Origin of the sequence: Pseudonocardia xinjiangensis, assembly GCF_050948425.1 — a bacterium.
GTDB classification, from domain to species: Bacteria; Actinomycetota; Actinomycetes; order Mycobacteriales; family Pseudonocardiaceae; genus Pseudonocardia; species Pseudonocardia xinjiangensis.
In genome coordinates, this window is record NZ_CP192009.1 from 4,821,235 (window position 1) to 4,842,231 (window position 20,997).

At 71.8% G+C, this 20,997-nt stretch carries 20 protein-coding genes; 14 read left to right on the plus strand and 6 right to left on the minus strand.

The window, feature by feature from the left end; genetic code table 11:
- Positions 1 to 60: 60 nt before the first annotated feature.
- The 3 genes from ACQPZA_RS22680 to ACQPZA_RS22690 are packed head-to-tail and all read left to right on the plus strand — an operon-like array spanning position 61 to position 2,318.
- Positions 61 to 867 (plus strand): IclR family transcriptional regulator, encoded by an 807-nt coding sequence (locus tag ACQPZA_RS22680; protein ID WP_433273516.1) that lies wholly within the window; start codon positions 61 to 63, stop codon positions 865 to 867.
- Positions 857 to 1,900 (plus strand): serine hydrolase domain-containing protein, encoded by a 1,044-nt coding sequence (locus tag ACQPZA_RS22685; RefSeq protein WP_433273518.1) that lies wholly within the window; start codon positions 857 to 859, stop codon positions 1,898 to 1,900. Before ACQPZA_RS22680 ends, ACQPZA_RS22685 begins: the two co-directional genes overlap by 11 nt.
- Before the next feature lie 22 nt (positions 1,901 to 1,922).
- Entirely contained in the window at positions 1,923 to 2,318 is a 396-nt protein-coding gene (locus ACQPZA_RS22690) for a RidA family protein (protein ID WP_433273520.1), read from the plus strand.
- 19 nt (positions 2,319 to 2,337) lie between these two features.
- On the opposite strand, the gene fmdA is transcribed toward ACQPZA_RS22690, so the two are convergent.
- Positions 2,338 to 3,591 (minus strand): formamidase, encoded by a 1,254-nt coding sequence (gene fmdA / locus ACQPZA_RS22695; RefSeq protein ID WP_169398913.1) that lies wholly within the window; start codon positions 3,589 to 3,591, stop codon positions 2,338 to 2,340.
- Between the two features lie 312 nt (positions 3,592 to 3,903).
- On the opposite strand from fmdA, the gene ACQPZA_RS22700 reads away from it, so the two are divergent.
- The 3 genes from ACQPZA_RS22700 (at position 3,904) to ACQPZA_RS22710 (ending at position 6,724) form a co-directional block, all read left to right on the plus strand.
- A complete protein-coding gene (locus ACQPZA_RS22700; RefSeq protein ID WP_433273523.1) occupies positions 3,904 to 5,634 on the plus strand; it encodes a RecQ family ATP-dependent DNA helicase in 1,731 nt (576 codons plus the stop codon).
- A gap of 105 nt (positions 5,635 to 5,739) precedes the next feature.
- The gene (locus ACQPZA_RS22705) at positions 5,740 to 5,946 is read left to right on the plus strand and encodes a hypothetical protein (protein WP_433273525.1); all 207 of its coding nucleotides are present in this window, start codon (positions 5,740 to 5,742) and stop codon (positions 5,944 to 5,946) included.
- A gap of 133 nt (positions 5,947 to 6,079) precedes the next feature.
- Positions 6,080 to 6,724, plus strand: a complete 645-nt coding sequence (locus ACQPZA_RS22710) for a response regulator transcription factor (RefSeq protein WP_246267388.1) — start codon at positions 6,080 to 6,082, stop codon at positions 6,722 to 6,724.
- Positions 6,725 to 6,733: 9 nt separating this feature from the next.
- Here the strand turns inward: ACQPZA_RS22710 and ACQPZA_RS22715 are convergent, their stop codons facing one another.
- A complete protein-coding gene (locus ACQPZA_RS22715) occupies positions 6,734 to 8,713 on the minus strand; it encodes a sensor histidine kinase (RefSeq protein WP_433273527.1) in 1,980 nt (659 codons plus the stop codon).
- 146 nt (positions 8,714 to 8,859) lie between these two features.
- The gene (locus ACQPZA_RS22720) at positions 8,860 to 9,228 is read right to left on the minus strand and encodes a response regulator (protein ID WP_433273529.1); all 369 of its coding nucleotides are present in this window, start codon (positions 9,226 to 9,228) and stop codon (positions 8,860 to 8,862) included.
- A gap of 198 nt (positions 9,229 to 9,426) precedes the next feature.
- Between ACQPZA_RS22720 and ACQPZA_RS22725 the strand changes: the two genes are divergently transcribed.
- The 5 genes from ACQPZA_RS22725 to ACQPZA_RS22745 all read left to right on the plus strand — a co-directional run bounded on the left by ACQPZA_RS22725 (position 9,427) and on the right by ACQPZA_RS22745 (position 13,260).
- A complete protein-coding gene (locus ACQPZA_RS22725) occupies positions 9,427 to 10,164 on the plus strand; it encodes a hypothetical protein (RefSeq protein WP_433273531.1) in 738 nt (245 codons plus the stop codon).
- Positions 10,165 to 10,396: 232 nt separating this feature from the next.
- Positions 10,397 to 10,633 carry a hypothetical protein gene (locus tag ACQPZA_RS22730; protein WP_433273533.1) on the plus strand — a complete coding sequence of 79 codons (237 nt, stop codon included), beginning with the start codon at positions 10,397 to 10,399 and terminating at the stop codon, positions 10,631 to 10,633.
- A gap of 4 nt (positions 10,634 to 10,637) precedes the next feature.
- A complete protein-coding gene (locus ACQPZA_RS22735; protein WP_433273535.1) occupies positions 10,638 to 10,835 on the plus strand; it encodes a DUF7455 domain-containing protein in 198 nt (65 codons plus the stop codon).
- Between the two features lie 522 nt (positions 10,836 to 11,357).
- On the plus strand, positions 11,358 to 12,251 hold the full coding sequence (locus ACQPZA_RS22740; RefSeq protein ID WP_433273537.1) for an IniB N-terminal domain-containing protein: 894 nt from the start codon (positions 11,358 to 11,360) through the stop codon (positions 12,249 to 12,251).
- Between the two features lie 142 nt (positions 12,252 to 12,393).
- Positions 12,394 to 13,260: a hypothetical protein gene (locus ACQPZA_RS22745; protein WP_433273539.1), complete on the plus strand. Its 867-nt coding sequence runs from the start codon at positions 12,394 to 12,396 to the stop codon at positions 13,258 to 13,260.
- A gap of 9 nt (positions 13,261 to 13,269) precedes the next feature.
- Here the strand turns inward: ACQPZA_RS22745 and ACQPZA_RS22750 are convergent, their stop codons facing one another.
- The 3 genes from ACQPZA_RS22750 to ACQPZA_RS22760 form a co-directional block, all read right to left on the minus strand.
- Complete coding sequence (locus tag ACQPZA_RS22750) at positions 13,270 to 13,671, minus strand: GlcG/HbpS family heme-binding protein (RefSeq protein WP_433273541.1); 402 nt, start codon at positions 13,669 to 13,671, stop codon at positions 13,270 to 13,272.
- A 206-nt stretch (positions 13,672 to 13,877) separates the two neighbouring features.
- Positions 13,878 to 15,764 (minus strand): TIM barrel protein, encoded by a 1,887-nt coding sequence (locus ACQPZA_RS22755; protein ID WP_433273543.1) that lies wholly within the window; start codon positions 15,762 to 15,764, stop codon positions 13,878 to 13,880.
- On the minus strand, positions 15,748 to 16,605 hold the full coding sequence (locus ACQPZA_RS22760; RefSeq protein ID WP_433273545.1) for a shikimate dehydrogenase: 858 nt from the start codon (positions 16,603 to 16,605) through the stop codon (positions 15,748 to 15,750). The genes ACQPZA_RS22755 and ACQPZA_RS22760 overlap by 17 nt, the downstream gene beginning before the upstream one ends.
- Before the next feature lie 120 nt (positions 16,606 to 16,725).
- Between ACQPZA_RS22760 and ACQPZA_RS22765 the strand changes: the two genes are divergently transcribed.
- The 3 genes from ACQPZA_RS22765 to ACQPZA_RS22775 all read left to right on the plus strand — a co-directional run bounded on the left by ACQPZA_RS22765 (position 16,726) and on the right by ACQPZA_RS22775 (position 20,981).
- Positions 16,726 to 17,370 carry a TetR/AcrR family transcriptional regulator gene (locus ACQPZA_RS22765; RefSeq protein ID WP_169393604.1) on the plus strand — a complete coding sequence of 215 codons (645 nt, stop codon included), beginning with the start codon at positions 16,726 to 16,728 and terminating at the stop codon, positions 17,368 to 17,370.
- Positions 17,371 to 17,514: 144 nt separating this feature from the next.
- Positions 17,515 to 18,858 carry an MFS transporter gene (locus tag ACQPZA_RS22770; RefSeq protein WP_433273547.1) on the plus strand — a complete coding sequence of 448 codons (1,344 nt, stop codon included), beginning with the start codon at positions 17,515 to 17,517 and terminating at the stop codon, positions 18,856 to 18,858.
- A 119-nt stretch (positions 18,859 to 18,977) separates the two neighbouring features.
- Positions 18,978 to 20,981 (plus strand): serine hydrolase domain-containing protein, encoded by a 2,004-nt coding sequence (locus ACQPZA_RS22775; RefSeq protein WP_433273549.1) that lies wholly within the window; start codon positions 18,978 to 18,980, stop codon positions 20,979 to 20,981.
- Positions 20,982 to 20,997 lie beyond the last annotated feature (16 nt).

Sequence of the window (20,997 nt, forward strand, 5' to 3'; positions counted from 1 at the left end):
CCGTTCCATAAACTGCTCATGTCGTTCCGTGGGGCGGAACGTGATGGTAAGTTAGGCGTCATGGAAAGGGCTGTCAACGAACCGTCAGGACGGGGCGCGCTCGAGAAGGCGCTGGCCCTGTTGACCGCCCTCGCCGCCCCGGGCGGCCCACACCGGCTGGCCGACCTGGCGCACGCCGCGGAGCTGGCGAAGCCCACCGCGCACCGGATGCTGCGCACCCTCGTCGAGTCCGGTTTCGCCCGCACGGGCGGCGGCACGTACCAGGTCGGACCGCACCTGCTGGGCATGGCGGCCGCAGCACTCGCCAGCAGCAGGGAGGGCCGGTTCGTCCGTCCTGTCCTGGAGGACCTGCAGCGGCAGGCCGGCCACACCGTGCACTACGCCGCCCGCTCCGGGGACTCGGCCGTCTATCTCGACACCGTGGAGCCGAGGCAGGCCTACCGGATGGCCTCCCGCGTGGGCACCGAGGTCCCGCTGTACTGCAGCGCCGTCGGCCGGGCGATCCTCGCGGGCCTGCCCGCGTCCGAGGTCGCCGCGATTCTCGACGCGGGACCGCTGTCCGCCCGCACCCCGTACACCACGACGGACCCCGACGAGATCCGGGCGGCGCTGGCCCAGGTGGACGAGCGCGGCTACCTCGTGGAGGACGAGCAGAACGAGGTCGACGTGCGATCCGTCGCGGCACCCGTCATCGACGGCGTCGGCGCGGTGGTCGGCGCGATCTGTGTCTCGGGGTTGACGTTCGTGCTGAACCGGGAGAGCGCCCACATGATCGGGCCGCTGGTGCGCGACGCGGCCGCGGCGTTGTCCGCCGCGTTCGGCAGCGGCACGGTGCGAGCGGTGGAGGACGACGAGCATGTCCGGTGAGCGGACCGGACCGGCGGAACTGAGGGATGTACTGGTCGGGGGCCTGGAGCGCCAGGTGTTCTCCGGTGCCGCGTGGTCGGTCGGCGGCGCCGACGGGCCGCGCACCCGCGGTTTCCTGGGCACCAGCCGGTGGGGTGGCCCCGCGGTCGGCGAGCACTCGCTGTGGGACCTGGCCTCGGTGACCAAACCCGTCGTCGGCCTCGTGGTCATGGCGCTGGTGGAGAGCGGTGACCTGAGCCTGGAGCAGACCCTGGGCGGGCTGCTGCCCGGCTACGCCACAGGCGACAAGGCCGACCTCACGGTGGCGCAGCTGATGACCCATACCTCGGGCCTGCCCGGGGCCACGCCACTGTGGCGGACCCATTCCACCCGCTCCGCGCTGCTGGCCGCGATCAGGGACACCCCCCTCCCCGCAGCGCCCGGAACACGGGTCGAGTACTCGTCGCAGGGATTCATCCTGCTCGGGTTGGTGGCCGAGACCGTCGGGCGCCGGCCGCTCGACGTCCTCGTCCGGGACCTCGTCACCGCTGTGGTGGGGATGCCGGAGACGACCTATGCGGCCGACCCGGCCCGTGCGGTGTCCACCGAGCTCTGCGCGTGGCGCGGGCACCTGGTGACCGGGCAGGTGCACGACGAGAACGCGGTGGTGCTGGGCGCCCCGGGCGGTCACGCCGGGTTGTTCGCCCCACTCGCCGACCTGGAACGGCTGGGCAGCCGGCTCGTCGCCGGTGCCCACGGCGTGCTCGAACCGGAGACGTTCACCCTCATGACGAGGGGCCACACCGACGGCCTGAACCTGCGGCGCGGCCTGGCGTGGCAGGGCCGCGACGAGATCGGTTCGCCCGTGGGCACCGGTCCGGGGCCGACATCGTTCGGGCACACCGGGTTCACGGGCACCAGCCTGTGGGTCGACCCGCAACTCGGCCGCTACTACGTGTTGCTGACCAACCGCGTGCACCCGTCCCGGGCGGGCACGGGCATCGTCGGAGTTCGCCGGGAGTTCCACGACGCCGCCGCCGGCCTGTCCCGATGATCATCAACCGACCGGAGGCCGAATGATGCAGAACCGAGTGACCAGCGAGGCGTTGCCGGCCCCCGCCGGCCCCTACAGCCACGTCGTGGAGGCCAACGGCGTCGTCTGGACGGCGGGGTTCGGACCGCAGGATCCGCGCACCGGCACGGTGCCCGCGGGGATCAGCGAGCAGACCGATCAGGTCCTCGACAACGTCGAGCAGGCGTTGCGTGAGGTCGGCCTCGGCATGACGCACGTCGTCAAGGCCACGGTGCATCTCCAGAACCTCGACGAGGACTTCTCCGCGTTCAACGAGGTCTACGCGCGCCGGTTCGCCGCGCCCTACCCGGTGCGGACCACCGTGGGTAGCCGGCTGGCCGGCATCCTCGTGGAGGTCGACGTCGTCGCGGTCCGGCCCTCCCCCGTCCCCGGTTGTTGACCACGACGCCGCGCGGGCTTCAGAAGCTGGCCTTCGGCACGCCCTGGCCGGGGTCGACCTGGTGCGGGCCGCCCTTGCCCGGGCTGACGTCGAAGTCGAAGATCGCGGTCGGGATGTAGACCGTGGAGCACGAGTTCGGGATGTCGACGACACCGGAGAGCCTGCCCTCGATCGGCGCCGCACCCAGGATCATGTACGCCTGCTCCGGCGAGTAGCCGAACTTGGTCAGGTAGTCGATCGCGTGCAGGCAGGCCCGCTGATAGGACAGCTGCGCATCCAGGTAGTGCTGCTTGCCGTCGAGCGTCACCGAGGTACCGGAGAAGGCCAGCCACTCGCTGTACTGCGGCGCCACGTTGCCGGGCATGAAGATCGCGTTCTCGGAGACGCCGTAGGTCTCCATCCCACCCTTGATCAGGTCGACCCCGAGGTCGATGAACCCACCCATCTCGATCGCCCCGCAGAAGGTGATCTCACCGTCGCCCTGGGAGAAGTGCAGATCTCCCATCGACAGCTTCGCGCCGGGGACGAAGACCGGGTAGAAGACCCGGGTCCCCTTGGTGAAGTTCTTGATGTCCTGGTTGCCACCGTTCTCCCGCGGGGGCGCGGTGCGGGCGGCCTCGCGGGCCACCCGGTCGAAGTCGTCACCGGACAGCGTGCCGAGGACCGCCGAGTCGGGCAGCGGCGGCAGCGCGAGCGGTGGCACCCGGTCCGGGTCGGTGTCGATGAGCTCCTGCTCGCGGGCGTTCCAGGTGGCGAGCAGGTCGGCCGATGGCGCGGTGCCCATCAGGCCGGGGTGCACGATGCCGACGAAGGACACGCTGGGGACGTGCCGCGAGGTCGCCACGCCGCCACGGAAGTCCCAGATCACCTTGTAGGCGTCGGGGAACTGGTCGGTCAGGAACCCGCCCCCGTTCTCCTTGGCGAAGATCCCGGTGTAGCCCCACCCCTGCCCGGCCAGCGGCCCGGAGTCCTCCTGCGGGACCGGGCCGACGTCGAGGATGTCCACCATCAGCAGGTCGCCGGGCTCCGCTCCCTGCACCTCGAGCGGGCCGCTGAGCACGTGGACGCTCGGCAACGGCGCGTTCAGCACGTCCTCGGCGGAGTCGTCGTTGTGGATCGCGCCGTCGAACCACTCCCGGCACTCCACCCGGAACGCATCACCCGGCTTGACCTGGACCTGCGCGGGGATGTCCGGGTGCCACCGGTTGTGTCCGACGATCTGCTGGTCGGTGAACTTCTTGCTGTTGTCGAGCGGGAACACGACCTCGGGCATGGGACTCTCCTCACTCACGTCGCACTGCTGGTCGGTGGAGCGGTCCGCGCAGTTCCGCCGGTCCGTGACCGCTCCCGCACAGCCGGTCACGCGATCAGCGAACGGCCTTCCGAACGGGCCAGACTTCTCCGCGCGGCACCGGTGAGACTCACCCGATACAGGTGAATCCGAGATCACCGGCCCACCGCCGTGACGACGGCACCGGAGCGGAACGCGCAGCATGATGGAGGAGCAGCCGGCGGACGGGAAGGCGGGACCGAGGATGGGATCAGGCCGGCCGGACGGTCACGAGAGCTCCGGGAGAGGGCTGCCGTGACGGCGTCCGGAGGTCCGCGGCCAGGCGCGGGCCTCGCCGACGTCACCGCGCTGGCCCGGGACGTGTTCGGCTACCCCGAGCTGCGCGAGGTCCAGCGGCGTGCGCTGGAACCGGTGCTCGCCGGTCGCGACACCCTCGCCGTTCTCGCGACCGGGAGCGGCAAGAGCGCCGTCTACCAGCTGGCCGGGCTGTCCGCTGGCGGCCTGACGGTGGTCGTGTCACCGCTGGTCGCGCTGCAGCGCGACCAGCTGCGCGGGCTGCAGGGTCGCCGCATGCCCGACGGGCGTCCGATCCGGGCCGCACAGCTCAACGCCACCGTGCACGTCGCCGAGGCCCGCGCCGCCCGGGCCGCCGTGGCGGCCGGCGAGCTGGACTTCCTGCTGCTCGGGCCGGAACAGCTCGCCCGTCCTGAAACCCGCGAGCTGCTGGCGACGACCGGACGCCCGTGTGCGCTGCTCGTCGTCGACGAAGCGCACCTGGTGAGCGAGTGGGGCTTCGACTTCCGGCCCGACTACCTGCAGCTCGCCGACGCTCGGCGGCTCCTCGGGGACCCCCAGGTCCTCGCCCTCACCGCAACGGCTGCTCCGCCGGTGCAGGCCGAGATCACCCGACGCCTCGGCATGCGCGACCCCGCCGTCGTGGTCGCCGGGTTCGACCGCCCGAACATCGGCCTCGCCGTGCGTGCGGTCCACGGCACCACCACCCACGACAAGGTCCGGGGCGACGACGTGGTCGTGGACGAGGTGCTCGCCGGCCCGACCCCGGCCCTGGTCTACGCGGCCAGCCGGCGGCACTGCGAGGAGCTGGCCGAACGCTTCCGGCACCTGGTCTTCACCGCCGCGCCCTACCACGCGGGGCTCCCGGCGGCCGAGCGCTCCGCGACGCAGGACGCCTTCCTGTCGGGCTCGCTGGACGTCGTCGTCGCCACCAGCGCCTTCGGGCTGGGCATCGACAAGCCCGACGTGCGCAGCGTCGTGCACGCCAGCCCGCCGGGAAGCCTGGACGAGTACTACCAGGAGATCGGCCGGGCGGGCCGGGACGGGCGCCCGGCCCGGGCGGTCCTGGTGTTCAACCCCGCCGACCTGCGCCTGCCCCGGATGTTCGCGGCTGCCGCCCGGGTCCGGGACGGCGACGTGGACGCCGTTCTCTCCGCGCTGACCCGGGCCACCGGCCCGATCCCGCTCACCGACCTCGCCCAGCACGTCGGCCTGGGCACCCGGCGCGCCGAGCGGGTCGTGGAGCGGCTCGCCGACGCCGGAGCGGCGGTCCTGCACGACGGCGTCGTCGTGCCGCACGTCGCCGAGGGCGAGCAGGCCCATCGCACGACCGAGCGCACGCACGACGCCGAGGAGATCCGCCAGGCGGTCGCGGCGAGCCGGATCGACGCGATCAGCTACTACGCGGAGACGATGCACTGCCGCCGCACCGAGCTGCTGGCGTACTTCGGGGAGCAGTACACCCCGCCGTGCGGCACCTGCGACAACGACCGCCGTCCCGCACCGAGGACGCTGCACGGGCTGGCGCGCCCGAACGTCGTAGCCGCAGCGGGCCAGGGCCGGGCGCCGGTGGACCCCGGCAGCCGGGTGGAGCACACGACGTGGGGCGGCGGCACCGTCCTCGAGGCCGACCCCCACCAGCTCCTCGTCGTCTTCGACACGGTCGGCTACCGGCACCTCACCCCGGCCGCACTCACCACGGGCCTGCTCCGGGTGGTCGCCGGCGACTGAGACCACTGCGCTGCGTAACCACCCGGCGCGGTTGTCGACGACCGACAGGGGACGCGGCACAGTGGCCCACGTCACTGTCCTGCTCGACGACATCCGGGATGCATCATGCAGGAGATCGACAGTACCAAGGCACGTGAACGGCTCGAGATCCACAACTGCAGCGTCGACGAACAGCTGGCGAAAGCCCACCTGTGCGGACGCGTGCACCTACCCACCGGCCGCACCTGCGCCCTTCCAGAGGCCCATTCGGGTGGCTGCGCCTTCGAACCCGTGAAGCGGGCCGAGCGGACTGCGCAGAGCACATCGCGCTGAGCGGCCGGCACACCGGGGCCCGTGCCGCCGAGAACTCGCTGCCGGCCCCTGAGGCCGGGATAATCCCCTCCATGGGAGATATGTCGGTCCCGTCCGCCCGCGCAGAGCCCGCGCCCGTGCAGCCATGACCCCGCTGCGAGTGGTCATCGCCGAGGACGACGTCCTGCTCCGCGAAGGTCTCGCGAGCCTGCTCGAACGCACGGGCTTCCAGGTGGTCGGGCAGGCAGGCGATGCCGCCCGGCTCCTGGAGCTCGTGCGCGAGGCGGCACCCGACCTGGTGGTGGTCGACATCAGGATGCCGCCGACCCAGACCAACGAGGGTCTGGAGGCGGCCAGGGAGATCCGGCGGGAGTTCCCGGGCACGGGGATCTGCGTCCTCTCGGCGCACGTCGAGGTCGAGCACGCGGTGGAGCTGCTGGCCAGCGGCCAGGGCATCGGGTACCTGCTCAAGAGCCGGGTCACCGAGGTGGCGGAGTTCATCGACACGCTCGAACGGATCGCCCGAGGGGGATCCGTCGTCGACCCGGCGCTCGTGCAGGAACTGGTGGGCGCCCGCAAGCGGAACGACCCTCTCTCCGTGGTCAGCGCCCGCGAACGCGACGTCCTGACGCTGATGGCCGAGGGCCGCTCCAACGCGGGCATCGCCCGGCGGCTCTGGATCAGCGAGGGGACGGTCGAGAAGCACGTGCGCAGCATCCTGACGAAGCTGAGCCTGCCCGAGACCGACGACAACCACCGCCGGGTGCTCGCGGTGCTGACGTTCCTGGAGTCGCGCTGACGGCGGCCCTCACTCGGGCTGGATCGGGAGGCAGACCTGGATCAGCGTGCCCTCCTCGATGGGGCTGTTGACCTCGAACGACCCGCCCAGGGCCTCCACCCGGTCCCGGATGCCGACCAGCCCGGAGCCGCGCGCGGGATCAGCACCGCCGACACCATCGTCCTGCACCGAGAGCCGCATGGTCCCGTACCGCTCCTCCATGACCACCGTCGCGTACGAGGCGTCGGCGTACTTCGTCATGTTGGTCAGCGCCTCGGAGACGACGTAGTACGCCGCCACCTCGACCGGCTCGCGGAAGCGGGCCTGCGTCCTGACGTCGAGCTCCACCGGGATCGTCGAACGCCGGGCGAGCGCCCGCAGGGCGGGACTGAGCCCTCCCTCGGAGAGGATCGCCGGGTGGATCCCGCGGGACATCTCGCGCAGCTCGTCGATCACCTCGGACAGTTCCTCGGAGATCCGGACGATCCCGGAACGCACCTCGCCCAGGCTCGGATGCAGCGAGCTCTGCAGGATGCTCAGCTCGAGCCCCAGCGTGACGAGCCGCTGCTGGGCGCCGTCGTGCAGGTCCCGCTCGATCTGGCGCCGTGCCTCGTCCGACGCGGTGACGATCCGGGCTCGGGAGGCGGCGAGCTCGGCCGCGCTCTCCGCGTCCGCGATGGCGATGGACACGAGCTCGGTGAACGCCTCCATCCGCTGCTCGGTGCCGGTGGGAAAGCGGATGTCACGCGACGCGATACACAGCGCGCCCCATGTCCGCTCGCCGACCATGATCGGGATGGCGAGCGCAGCATGGATGTCGAGCTGCCGTAGCTCGTCGGCGAGCCGGCCCGACAACCGGCCGTAGCCCTCGAAGAGGGCCGGGCGCCCCGTGGCCACTGCGGTCGCGACGACGTGGGGCGGCTCGATCGTCCACCGGGACCCCGCACCCATCAGGTCCCGGCGCTCGCCGGCCCGGGCGGCCACCGTGAAGAGGCCGTCCGCGTCGAGACGGACGATGACCGTGGCGGTGGCTCCGATCACGCTGCCGACCTCGGAGGCGACCGCGGAGACCACCTCGGCGGCGGGTGTGTTGCGGGCGACGAGGGTGGCCAGCCGTCTCAGCGCAGCCTGGTTCTCGAGGAGCTGGCTGATCTCGGCGCGGCCCTGGGCGTTCTCGATCGTCGTGGCCACGAGCTCAGTGAAGTCCGCGAGCTGCGCCTCGGTGTTCACCGGGAACGGGACATCGTTCCTCGACGAGGCCGCGATCACCCCCCACAGGCGCCCGGCGACGACGATCGGGCAGCCGACCGACCACCGGATCTTCAGGTCCAGCGCCTCCTCGGCGATCGGTCCACTCGCACCCTCGAAGCCGTCCACGCGAACCGGACCGCCGGTCAACCGCACCTGGGCCGCGACGCTCAAGCCCTCGAGGGCGAACCGCGTGCCCACCGCCAGCCGGACCGGTACCCGGCTCCAGGCTGCGACACCCGTCACGGACCCGTCGTCCTCGTAACGCTCCAGGCGCGCGAGGTCGGCGCCACAGAGCAGACCCACCTCGCGGGTGACGGCCTCGAAGACCTCGAGCGCCGGGGTCGAGTGCGCGACGAGGGTCGCGACGCGCCGCAACGCGGCCTGCTCGTCGCTGAGCCTCGCGGACTCCCGCGCCTGCTGCTGCGACCGCGCTCCCAGCTGCCCGACGGCGACCGCCGTGAGGAGGAAGACCGCCAGCGGGAAGAGGGTCTGTTGCTCCGTCATCCGGACCTGGACCGGGTTCAGGAACAGGAAGATGAAGGCCGCGACGCTGGCCACCGCCACCACCGCCGCTAGCGCCGAACCCCACAGGAGGGCGATCGGGAGAACCGCCAGCAGGTAGAGGACCAGCAGGCTCAGCACCGGGACGTGCTCGGCGAGCAGCGCGATCAGGCCGCTCACCGCGGCCACCAGCACCGCCCCGGTGAGCAGCCCGCTCAGCCAGCTGAACATGGGCGGTCGGAACTGGGCATCTGCCATCTCACGGCTCCTGCGGCGAGACGCTAACGGGTGCGCGCATCCCTGACGACCCTCCGTCCGCTCCACCGCGCGAGGCTCACTCGGATGCTGGCCCACGATGCGCCGCTTCCCGCGTGGCATTCGTGCATCCGCCCCAGCCGGCTCAGCTACCCCCCGGCGTCCACCAGACCCCGAACGGCGGCCGCCGAGAGGAGGGACTTCGAGAGGAACCCGGCCGCCGGGCTGGACGCGATCAGGTCAGCGAGATCCTCCTCACCCCGCGTCGAGATCAGCACGACGCGGGCCCGCAGCTCAGGGAAGTCCTCGACGAGCCGCCGGGTGAGCTCGAACCCGCTCTCGGTCCCGAGGGCGACGTCCACCAGCACGACGTCCGGGCGCACCACGCTCGCCTCCAGCAGGGCCTCGGCGATCGTCGTCGCCGTCCCCACCACCTCCAGCCCCTGACGTTCGAGACTGATCCGGGCGATCTCGAGGAAGCGCTCGTTGTCATCGACTATCAGGCAACGTCGCAGCACTTGTGCAGCATCGCAGTGGATGCGGCGACGCACATTGCAGCTAGCCGGAACACCCGAGTTCGACGGCGACGAGCAGCAGGACGCCGCGAAAGAGCCCGTGTTCCGCGCTTGCCTCCAATAGGGGTTCCTGCCAACCGGTAGAGGAGATGCCCGCAGGCCATGACGACACGAGGGTGGGTGGAGCAGCACGCTTGGGTCGTGGACACAGCCGCAGTGATTGCCGACGCGATGACGGACTACCTCCTCGCCTCAGGCACGAACCAGGCCCCCGCCACCCGCGCTCCCGCGCACATGGCCGCGTGGCTGGAGGCCCGCGGCTACCGCATCGTCCGCTCCCCTGCTCCCCGACCTGTCGATCCCGGCGATCACCACGAGATCGCCCGGATCGTCTCGACGGTCGACTGGGAGTCCACCGGGGTCGCGAGCGCGAACCGGACCGAGGTCGTCCGCCGGCTCGTCGAGGCCGTCAAGTCCGCGGCCACGGTCTCGGCAGACCGTCGCCGCACGTGGATGGGCGTCCGCTACCCGTCGCGGTTCCGGCCGACGATCGTCCCCACCAGCAAGGCGTGCAGTGACCGTGCCGCCGACGCGCCGGAGCCGGATGCTGACGACGCGAACGCGCCCACGTGCTCGTCACTGTGCCCGTGCTCGATCGAGCTGCCGGGAAGCCGGCCCGAGCCGGCGCCGCTGCGCAGCGTGCGCGCGCTCCGGCCCGTGCCCGACACCGGCGAGGAGACGACCCGGCGCGCGAACGTGGATCTGCCCGAGCCGATCCGGCCGGCCGAGCGCGACACGCACAAGCTGACCTGGACCGGAGGCGTCCACCTGTTCGGCCGCCGCATCCTCGTGGTCCCGGGCCGCACGCTGGACCACCCGGAGGACGCCCGCGCGCACGCGGCCGCCGTACTCGCTGCCGCGGAGCGCATGCGCCCCTGATCCCGCTGACGCGAGCACACGCATGATCAACGTGCACTGGTTCATGACCACTCATGAACCAGTGCACGTTCGTGCGGACGGCTCCGGAAACGCGGTCGGGTGGGGGCCAGCCCCCAGCCGGAAGTGGCGGGTTCGCACCAGTGGAGCGGGGGGCAGCGGGCTGGCCGGTGGTAGGGCCGGCGGCGGACCCTTCAATGGTCACCGCAAGAACCGGACCGGAAGGAGAACGACGATGAACACCGCCGCCAACCCCCTCAGCCACCGTGATCGCGCCGTTCTCCGCGCCGTCGCCGCGGGCCGCTGCGAGATCTCCGGCACCGCCGACAGGGCACTGGTCGTGGACGGCCGGTTCCTCAGCGACCAGTTCGCGGGCCCCCGGCTCGCGGCAGCCGGGCTGATCGACACCGGCTCGCACACGGGACCGGCGCGGCTCACCGCCTCCGGCGAGGCACTGCTCGCGGCGGCGTGACGACATGGCCCTCCGCAACCGCATCGCGCACCCCCGCTACACCCGCCACATCCGGCACGACCGCTGCGACCGCTGCAGCGCCGCCGCCCAGATGCGCGCGCTGCTCCCGACCGGCAACGAGCTGTTCTTCTGCGGGCACCACGCCCGCCAGCACGAGCCCCGGCTGCGCGAGATCGGCGCAGACCTGAGCGCCGGTTCCTGAGCTTCCCCTCCGTCCCGAGCCCGGTCTCCTCCCGCGACCGGGCTCGTGGCATGTCCGGGGCCTGGAGCAGCGCCTGGATCCCCCCGCCCGGGACGACGAGGCGCCCCCCGTCGGGGTGAACGCGAGCGTGGACGCCGTCGCCGGCCCCGGACCGGCCTCCTGAGCGGGCACCACCCGGCGGCTCCGATCGATGATCGTCCCGTCGGGCGCGGCCCACACCGGCGGCGGTCGTTCCCCGCAGGTGAAAGACCATTTTCCGGGCCCCGAAGATCGGATTCTTCCACCACTCCTGAAATGCCGTGATCAGCACGCCCACGAATGGGTGACACGGCCGACGAGGCAGATCCCCTACGCATTCCCGGAATCCCCTACACCCTTTCGTGTCCGATCCCCGAATGCAGACTCCGGCGAACCCTGGCGGATCCCCGATGGCTCGGTGGTGGACCACTCATAGCGTCGCGTCAATGCCGGTCGGTCCGGACGACAACGCCATGACCACCATGAACATCGGAGATGATCTGAATGGCCGAGCCCATGACCCTGTTCGAGTTCCTGCGTGACCTGCTCGCCAACGAACAGTCGCGCGACCTGTACGCACAGGACCCCGGCGCGGCCCTGCGGAACTACGGCCTCGACAACCTGAGCCCGGCGGACGTCCGCGACGCCCTCGTCCTGATCGAGGACAACCAGACCGCCGACTTCGACCGGGGGTACAACACCGGCCACAACGACACGCAGTTCGCCTCGCTGCCCCCGGTTCCGCTCCACCACGACGGCGGCGAGCACGACGCCGCGGTCGACTACCTCAGCCGCTACATCACCAACACCTACGTCGCCGGCGGCGACGACTTCAAGGACGACTTCCGCAACGGCGACTTCCGCAACGACGACTACCGGGACGACTACCGGGACGACGACTTCCGCTTCCGCGGCAACTTCGACCGCGACGTCGACCTCGACTCGGCGACCGCCTCCGGTGACGGCGCGGTCGGGGCCGGTGACGACATCAGCGGCTCCTCCATCGTCAGCGGCGACGACAACCAGGTCGGCCGGGGCAACTTCAGCGGCAACGAGAACGTCATCGGGACCAACAACGACGTCATCGAGGGCGACGGCAACACGGTCGCCTTCGGCATCGGCGACGCCAACAAGTCCTCGTTCGACGACGTCAGCGTCAGCCGCGGCGGCGCACTCTCGGTCGGCAACACCGCCACCGGCGACTACGACGTGAACGACTCGTTCAACGAGCTCAACTCGACGATCAAGAACTCCGCCGAGTTCGACGGCTCGTTCAACGACGAGACCGACAACGCGTCGGACTCCTTCAACGAGTTCCGCGCCGACACCGACGTCGACTCGCACGACTCCGTGCACACCGACGACCGGAGCCACAACGCCCTCGACGTCGACGACTGAGCTCAGCCCGGTCCGCGTTCCCGGGCGGTCCGCTCCTGCGGTGCAGGAGCGGGCCGCTCCCCCCGTCCGCGCTGCACGCCCCCGCTCTCTCGCCCCACGCCGACGACCGGCGAACCGACCACCGACCGGGAGATGACCCGAGATGACCACCTCGACCTCGTTGCTCGACCTGCTGCTGCGCCTGTTCCGTGACCCGGAGGCGATGGCCTCCTACCGGGAGGACCCGCAGACCTACCTCTCCACCTGCGGCGACATCACGCCCGAGGATCTCCGCGACGCCCTCCTCCTGCTCGAGGACAGCCAGGACGCCGACTCCGACCGCGAGTACACCAGCGGAAACGGGAGCAACGGCGGCGGCAACCACAACGTCCATGTGCCCCCGCACGTCCCGGACAAGCACCACGGCGAGAGCGACCGGGACGCCACCGTCCGCTACCTCAACACCTACATCACCAACAACCACATCGACGAGCGCGACACCGTCGTCGACAACTCCGTCCACCAGCAGGTCGACACCCACGGCGGCGACTTCGACCAGGACATCGACGTCGACTCCACGGTCGCCTCCGGCGACGGCTCGGTGGCGGCCGGCGAGGACATCGAGAACTCCAGCATCGTCAGCGGCGACCGCAACCAGGTCGGCCAGGGCAACACGAGCGGCGACGGCAACATCGTCGGCGACGACAACACCGCCATCAAGGGAGATGACAACACCGCCGCGTTCGGCCTCGGCGACGCCAACAACTCCTCATTCGGCGACGTCGGGGTGGACCGCGGCGGGGCGCTCTCGGTCGGCGACACCGCCACCGGCGACTACAACCCGACCGGTTCGTTCAACGAGCTCGACTCGACGATCGACAACTCCAGCGAGTTCGACCGCTCGTTCAACGACTCCACCCACGTGGCCGACGACTCCTTCAACGACTTCGCCACCCAGACCGACATCGACTCTCACGACTCGGTGGAGAGGGACGTCCTGAGCCACAACAGCGTCGACGCCGACTCCTGACAGCAGCGGTCAGAGGGAGGCGGCAGCCGCCTCCGCGACGGCCTGGTCCTGCTCGCCGATCCCACCGCTGACGCCGACTCCGCCCACCACCTGCCCGTCACGGGTGAGCGGGATCCCGCCGGCGAAGATCATCACCTTTCCGTTGTTGGACGCGAGGATGCCGTAGAAGTCCTGGCCGGGCTGGGAGTTCTCACCGAGGTGCTTCGTCGTGATGTCGAAGGCGCGGGAGGTCCAGGCCTTGTTGATCGAGATGTCGACCGAACCGATCCAGGCGCCGTCCATCCGCACGTGGGCGATGAGGTTGCCGCCGGCGTCGACCACCGCGATGTTCATCGGCTGACCGATCTCCTCGGCCTTGGCCTCCGCGGCGGCGATGACCGAGCGTGCGTCGGCGAGCGTCAGTGTCTTCATGATGTTCCTCCCGATCGGGATGTGCCGTGCCGGTCGTCGGACGAGGTGCCCGTCAGCGGTCCGGACGGGTTCGGCCGACTACCACCCGAGTACAGGGCCCGGGGCGGGATGGGTACCGCCCACAGGCTTTCCCGCCGGCGACCTCACCGCATCGCGTGAAGCAGCCACCCTTCGGTGCACCGATTCCGATGTCACCGATTCCGGGGTCACCCCGCCGCGGCGGGTTCGGCGGCGGTGTCCGGCAGCGCCAGCCGGCGACGGCGGTGTGCCGCCATCCGCACCGGTGAGTCCGGCGCGCCGTGCCCCTCGTAGCGCGGCGAGCGCTGCACGACCTGCAGGAACACGCGACCGCCCAGGAGCTCGGTGGCGAAGTGGTGGAACTCGCCGTCCGGGGTCCGGTCGTACATCACGCCGAGCTCGCGCATCTCGCGGAGCCGGTCGGGCTCGAGGTCGTAGCGCGCGTCCAGGTCCTCGTAGTAGTTGCCGGGGATGTCGAGGACCGGGGCACCGGCCGCGCGCGCAGCTCGCGCCGCGGCCAGGGCGTCGGGGGTGGCGAACGCGATGTGCTGCGGATCGGCCACCCCCGGCGCCCATTCGCCTCGCCGCAGCAGGCTCGCAGTCAGGACGAGCCGGACGCCGCCTGCGGTCACGGTCCGGTCCCGGACCAGCCCGAACGGCGCCGCGATCTCGTTCGTGGTCTCGGGGTCCATCCCGAGCACTGCGCGGTAGAAGAGAGCCGCCTCGTCGAAGTGGTCGTAGGGCTGCGCGAGTGCGACGTGGTCGGTGGCGGTGATCATGCCGCTGGCCGGTGCCCGCAGGCGGTCGAAGTCGGCGAGCCAGCCGCCGGTGGCATCGGTGCGGCAGAAGAACACCGACGTCCCGTCCGGTGCGGCGACGGCGGCGAGGTCGGCCTCCGCCGGGCCGCGGTCGCGCGGCAGGATCGGGGCGCAGAGCGCAGCGGCGCGCGCGGCCGACCGGGGCGGATCGGTCGACTCGACGGCGAGCGCGGCCACTGCGACGTTCCCCGGCCCGGAGTGGGCCGCACCGGCGTTGAGCAGGAGCCGGGCCTCGCCCTGTTCCCACAGGTCCACGGGCTTGGTGCGGTGCCTCCCGGTACGGGCGAACCCGAGAGCGCGCAGGGCCCCGGCGATCCGCGGGCCGGACGTGTCGTCGACCGCGAGCTCGGTGAAGGCGTGGCCGGCGAGTGCGGGCGGCGCGGGCGGGACCGCCGCGGTGGTCAGGGCGGGAACCGCGCCGCGGCGGGCGACCTGCTCGCGCAGGGCGAGCAGCGAGCGGACGGCGTCCACGGCGGTCCGCCAGGGGTCGGACTGGCGGTAGACGTCGTTGAACACCTCGAGGGAGAGCGGGCCGGTGTAGCCGGCGTCGAGCACCGGTTCCAGGAAGGCGGGCAGGTCGAATGCGCCCTGGCCCGGGAAGAGCCGGTGGTGACGGCTCCACTGCAGGACGTCCATCCGCAGCCTGGGCGCGTCGGCGAGCTGCAGGAAGAACAGCTTCTCCCCCGGGATGTCGCGTACCCCACGCGGATCCGAGCCGCGGGAGAGGATGTGGAAGCTGTCCAGGCAGAGCCCGAGCGCGGGGTGGTCGGCCCGGCGCACCACGTCCCACGACTGCTCGTAGGTGTTGACGTGCGTGCCCCAGGCCAGCGCCTCGTAGGCGATCCGCAGTCCGCGCCCGGCGGCGCGCTCGGCGAGGGTGTGCAGCTGGGCGGCCAGCAGGTCCAGGTCGGCGACGGCGTCGGTGGCGACGGCGGAGCAGACCAGCACCGTGTCGGCGCCGAGCTGCTGCATGACGGAGAACTTGCGTTCCGCCCGCCGCAGGTTCGCGGTGAAGCGCTCGGCGTCGGTGGAGTCGAGATCGCGGAAGGGCTGGTAGAGGTCGATCGTGAGGCCGGAGTCGGCGCACCGGCGCCGGATCTCGGTGGGCGACAGCGGGGAGGCGACGAGGTCCGGTTCGAAGATCTCCACTCCGTCGAAGCCCGCGGCCGCCGCGGCTGCGAGCTTGTCCTCGAGCGTCCCCGAGAGGCAGACGGTGGCGATCCCGAGGCGGGAGGCGGGCTCATCGGCTGGGCGCACGGTCGTCCTCCTCGGCGCCGGCGAGCTCGGCGAAGTGCCGGATCATGCGGTCGGCGTCGGGCGCGACCCCGGTGAAGAGGGCGAACGCTTCGACGGCCTGGTAGACGGCCATCCGGCCGCCGTCGAGCGTGGCGCAGCCCCGGCTCCTCGCCGCTCGCAGCAGCGCGGTGTCGAGCGGCCGGTAGACGATCTCGGCGACCCAGAGCCGTGGGTCCAGCAGGGTCTCCGGCAACGGCAGGCCGGGATGGGCCGCCATGCCGGTCGGCGTGGCGTGCACCAGGCCGTCGGCGCACGCGAGCAGCCGGGGCAGGTCGGCCGGCGTCCCGTGCTCGGCGTCCACCTTCCGGGCGAGCCGGGCGGCCGCGGCGGCATCGGTGTCGACGACGGCGAGGTCCGTCGTGCCCAGACCACGCAGGGCGTGGGCCGCTGCCGCTCCCGCGCCGCCCGCCCCGAGCAGGACCACCCGCCCGAGGCCGACCCCCGGCAGCCCCGTGGTGAGCCCGCGGGCGAAGCCGGACCGGTCCGTGTTGAACCCGACCGCCCGCCCGTCGGTGAACACGACGGTGTTCACCGCGCCGATCGCGGCGGCGTCCGGGGAGATGTCGTCGAGGTGGGCCAGTACGTGCTGCTTGCAGGGGTGGGTGACGTTCACGCCGCGGAAGCCTTCGGCCCGTGCGCGGGCGAGGACGTCACCCACACGCTCGGGAGGGACGCCGAACACGTCGAGATCCATCCGCACGTAGCGGTAGCGCAGGCCGAGCTGCCGCGCCTCGCACTCGTGCAGGGCAGGGCTCAGGGAGGGCCCGATTCCCGCTCCGACCAGTCCCACCGTGTAGTCCACAGCGACCCTTCTCTGAACGTACTGGTTCGTTAGTTGTACCCGCCGGGCGCGTCCCGGGGAAGGGGCAACTGCGCCTAGAGTCAGGGCTCTGTCAACGGCCGGCCAGGAGGGTTCTCGGTGGTGGCATCGTCCGTCCCGTCGCAGGAGCGCACGCGAGACGCCGACCGGACCCGCGCGGAGATCCTCGACGTCGCCACCCGCGAGTTCGCCGACCACGGCTACACCGGCGCCCGCGTCGACGAGATCGCCGCCAAGACCAGCACGACGAAGCGGATGCTCTACTACTACTTCGGCAGCAAGGAAGGGCTCTACCTCGCGGTGCTCGAGCGGGCCTACGCCGGCATCCGCGCGCTCGAGCAGGAGGTCGACGTCGAGCACCTCCCCCCGGAGGCTGCACTGCGCCAGCTCACGGAGCTGACCTTCGACCACCACGAGTCCCACCCGGACTTCATCCGCCTCGTCAGCATCGAGAACATCCACCGGGCCGAGCACCTCAGGAAGTCGCCGGCCCTCGACGGGTTGGCCGGCCCCGCGCTCGACGTCCTGACCAGCATTCTCGAGCGGGGCCGCACCGCCGGGGTGTTCCGCGACGACGTCGACGCGCTGGACGTGCACATGCTGATCAGCTCGTTCTGCGTCTTCCGGACGGCCAACCGGCACACGTGGAGCGCGATCTTCCGGCGGGACATGCTCGACCCCGCCCGCCGGGAGCACTACCGGAAGCTGCTGGCCGACGTGGTGCTGGACCACCTCACCGCGCGCTGACGCCCGCCTCCTCCCGCCGCAGCCCTTGACAGGTACGGGACGCTAACTCACCATCCGGTACATCACTGAACGGTACATAACCGTTCGGTCCATAGCGGTCCCCCGCCCCTGTCCTGCAGCGACGCATCCCTCAGGGAGCCCAACGTGACGTCTGACCCCGCACCGGCCACGGGCAAGCCCCGAAAGGCGGCCCTGGCTGCCTGGATCGGCAGCGCGCTCGAGTACTACGACTTCTTCATCTACGGCACGGCTGCGGCACTGGTCTTCGGGAAGATCTTCTTCCCGTCGTCGGCACCTGCCACCGGCACGCTGCTGGCGCTGGCCACGTTCGGGGTCGGGTACGTCGCCCGGCCCGTCGGTGCGGTCGTGCTGGGCCACGTCGGTGACCGTTTCGGGCGCAAGCGGGTGCTGGTGTTCACGATCCTGCTGATGGGCGTCTCGACGTTCCTCGTCGGATGCCTGCCCGACCACGGGCAGATCGGCACCCTCGCCCCGGTGCTGCTGGTCGTCCTGCGGCTGTTGCAGGGGATCTCGGCAGGCGGCGAGCAGGCCGGGGCCAACTCGATGAGCCTCGAACACGCACCGGAGCACCGGCGCGCGTTCTTCACCAGCTTCACCCTCAGCGGGACGCAGGCCGGTTCGATCCTCGCCACCGCGGTGTTCCTGCCCGTCGCCGCCATGCCGGAGGACATGCTCCTGTCCTGGGGCTGGCGGGTGCCGTTCTGGCTCTCCGCGATCGTCGTCATCGTCGCGTACATCATCCGGCGCACGCTGGAGGAGACCCCGGTCTTCAACGCCGAGGTCGAGCAGAACGCGCGCGCCGAACTTCCGCTCGCGGTGCTGCTGCGTGACCACTGGGCCGACGTCGTGCGCGTCGTCGTGGCGGCCACCGTTGCCGCCGTGAGCACGATCTTCGGCGTCTTCGCCCTGTCGTTCGCCGTCGACACCGCCGGGCTGGACCGCTCCGCGATGCTGTGGGTGGCGATCCTCGCCAACGTCGTGGCACTGGCCGCGATCCCGCTGCTCGCCTCGCTCGCCGACCGGGTCGGCCGCAAACCCGTCTTCATCGCAGGCGCCCTGGGCAGCGCCGTGCTCACCGCCATCTACCTCTGGTCGATCACCACCGGCTCCTACCTGCTGGTGTTCCTCGCCGGGGTGCTGCTGTCCGGAATCGTCTACAGCGCGGCCAACGGGGTCTGGCCGGCCTTCTACGGAGAGATGTTCCCCGCGCACGTGCGCCTGTCGGGCACGGCCATCGGCACGCAGATCGGCTTCGCGATCGGCGGCTTCGCGCCCACCGTGGCCGCGGGCCTCGCCGGAGGGAGCACGGCGGGCTGGGTTCCGGTCGCGGTGTTCACCGCGGCCCTCTGCGTCCTGTCCGCCCTCGCCGCCGCGACAGCGCGGGAGACCTACCGGACCCCCATGAGCGAGCTCGGCCGGAAGCCGGCAGCGGCGGACGAGCCGGGGGTCCGGGCAGCCCGAGGCTGAGCGACGGGTAGCGCACCCATCGGGTGGTCGGGAGTCGGCTCCGCCTCCTCCGAAGGTCGCAAGCGCATCGGGTACCTGCGCCCGATGTGAGAGCGAGTCCGCACCGAGAGGCTGGACGGGTGACCACACATGCCCCGGTCCGGCGCTCGTCCCGCGGCACCCGGGCCACGGCGCTCGCGGCCGCCGGTGCCGTCGCCGCGCTGCTGGCCGGCTGCGGTGCCGCGGCGCCCGCGACGACGCCCGCTCCCCCGATCCCGGCCCCCGGCACCGCGACGCTGACCGCCCCGGACGTCGACGCCTGGCTGGACGGGCTGGTGCCGGCCGCGCTCGACCGGTCCGGCATCGCCGGTGCCGCGGTGACCGTCGTCCACAACGGGCAGGTGCTCAGCGCCCGCGGGTTCGGCTACGCCGACTCCGGTTCCGAGGGCACCCCGCCGCGTCCGGTCGATCCCGACCGGACGCTCTTCCGGGTCGGGTCGGTCTCGAAGGTCTTCGTGGCGACCGCGGTGATGCAGCTGGTCGAGCAGGGGAAGATCGACCTCGACGCCGACGTCGGCCGGTACCTCGACTTCCCGCTGCCCCGCACGTTCGACCGCGCCATCACGATGCGCCACCTGCTCTCGCACACGGCGGGCTTCGAGGAGCGGCTCGAGAACATCATCACGCTCGGCGAGACCACGGTGAACCTGCGGGACACCGTTGCCGTCGAGCCTCCGGACCAGGTGTTCGAGCCCGGAGCCGTGCCTGCGTACTCCAACTACGGCTACGCGCTCGCCGGCTACGTCGTCGAGCGCGTGAGCGGCACGCCGTTCGACGACCACGTCGAGCGCACCGTGCTCGGCCGGGCCGGCATGACCTCGTCGAGCTTCGCGCAACCGTTGCCGCCGGAACTGCGCAGCCGCCTCTCCCACGGCTACGCCACCGACTCCGGCCCCGCCGCTCCGTTCGAGACCGTCGGGCCCGCTCCCGCCGGCGCGCTGACGGCGTCCGCCACCGACATGGGCCGGTTCATGCTGGCGCACCTCGGCGAGGCCGGTCCGGAGCAGACGCTGCTGCGCCCCGGCACGGCGGCGCTGATGAGGCAGCCCGCGCTCGACTCGACCTCCCTCGGCACCCTGGCCGACGGCCCCCGGATGGCGCTGGGCCTCTTCGACGAGAGCCGCAACGGTCACCGCATCGTCGGCCACGGCGGCGACACCCAGTACTTCCACTCCCACCTGCAGATCTATCCGGACGACCGGACCGGGGTCTTCGTCACGCTCAACAGCACCGGCCGCGGTGCGACCGACACCCTCGACCTGCGGCAGTCCCTGCTCGACGGGTTCGCCGACCGGTACTTCCCCGCAGCGGCGGCGTCCGCCGCACCCAGGACGGCGACGGCCACGAGCCACGCCGCGATGGCCGCCGGCACCTACGAGAACGCACGGGCACCGTTCAGCACCTTCCTCTCCGCGCTGACCGTCACCGGTCAGACCCGGGTGACGGCGCGTGGGGACGGGACCGTGCTCATCGAGCCGGGGCCGCTGAGCCTGTACCCGGCGCTCTACGAGGAGATCCGGCCCTGGGTCTGGCAGGAGGTCGGCGGCCGGCGGATCGTGACGATGCGCGCGGCAGGCGACCGGGTCGAGGCGATCAACGTCGCCGCGGCGTTCACGCTCCTGCCCACCGGGGCGGCCCGCGACGCGGGGATCGCCGTGCCGGTGCTCCTGGCGTCGGCCGCGGTGCTGCTCATCAGCCTGCTGGCCTGGCCGATCGGCGCGATCGTCCGCCGTCGCCACTCCCTGCCCGCACCCGCGTCCCTGGGTCGGGTGGGCCGCACGGCGCGCATCCTGACCCGGGTCGCCGCGGTCGCAGGCGTGCTCGCCCTCGCCGGGTGGGCGGTCGTCATCGTCACCATCTCGGGCCTGCAGGACCTGCCGGCGCCCCTCATCCACGCGCTGCAGGCCGCCCAGTGGGTGGCACTGGCCGGCGTGGTCCCGGCCGCGGTCGGCCTGGTCGTCGCCGTCCGGCGGCGCGCAGGCCGGGCGACCGTCCTCGGCAGCGTGTTCCTGTTGCCTGCCCTGGTCGGGATCTCGTGGTTCGCGCTGGTCTTCGGCCTGCTCTCACCGTCGGTGTCGTACTGACGGCCCGGTCTGGCAT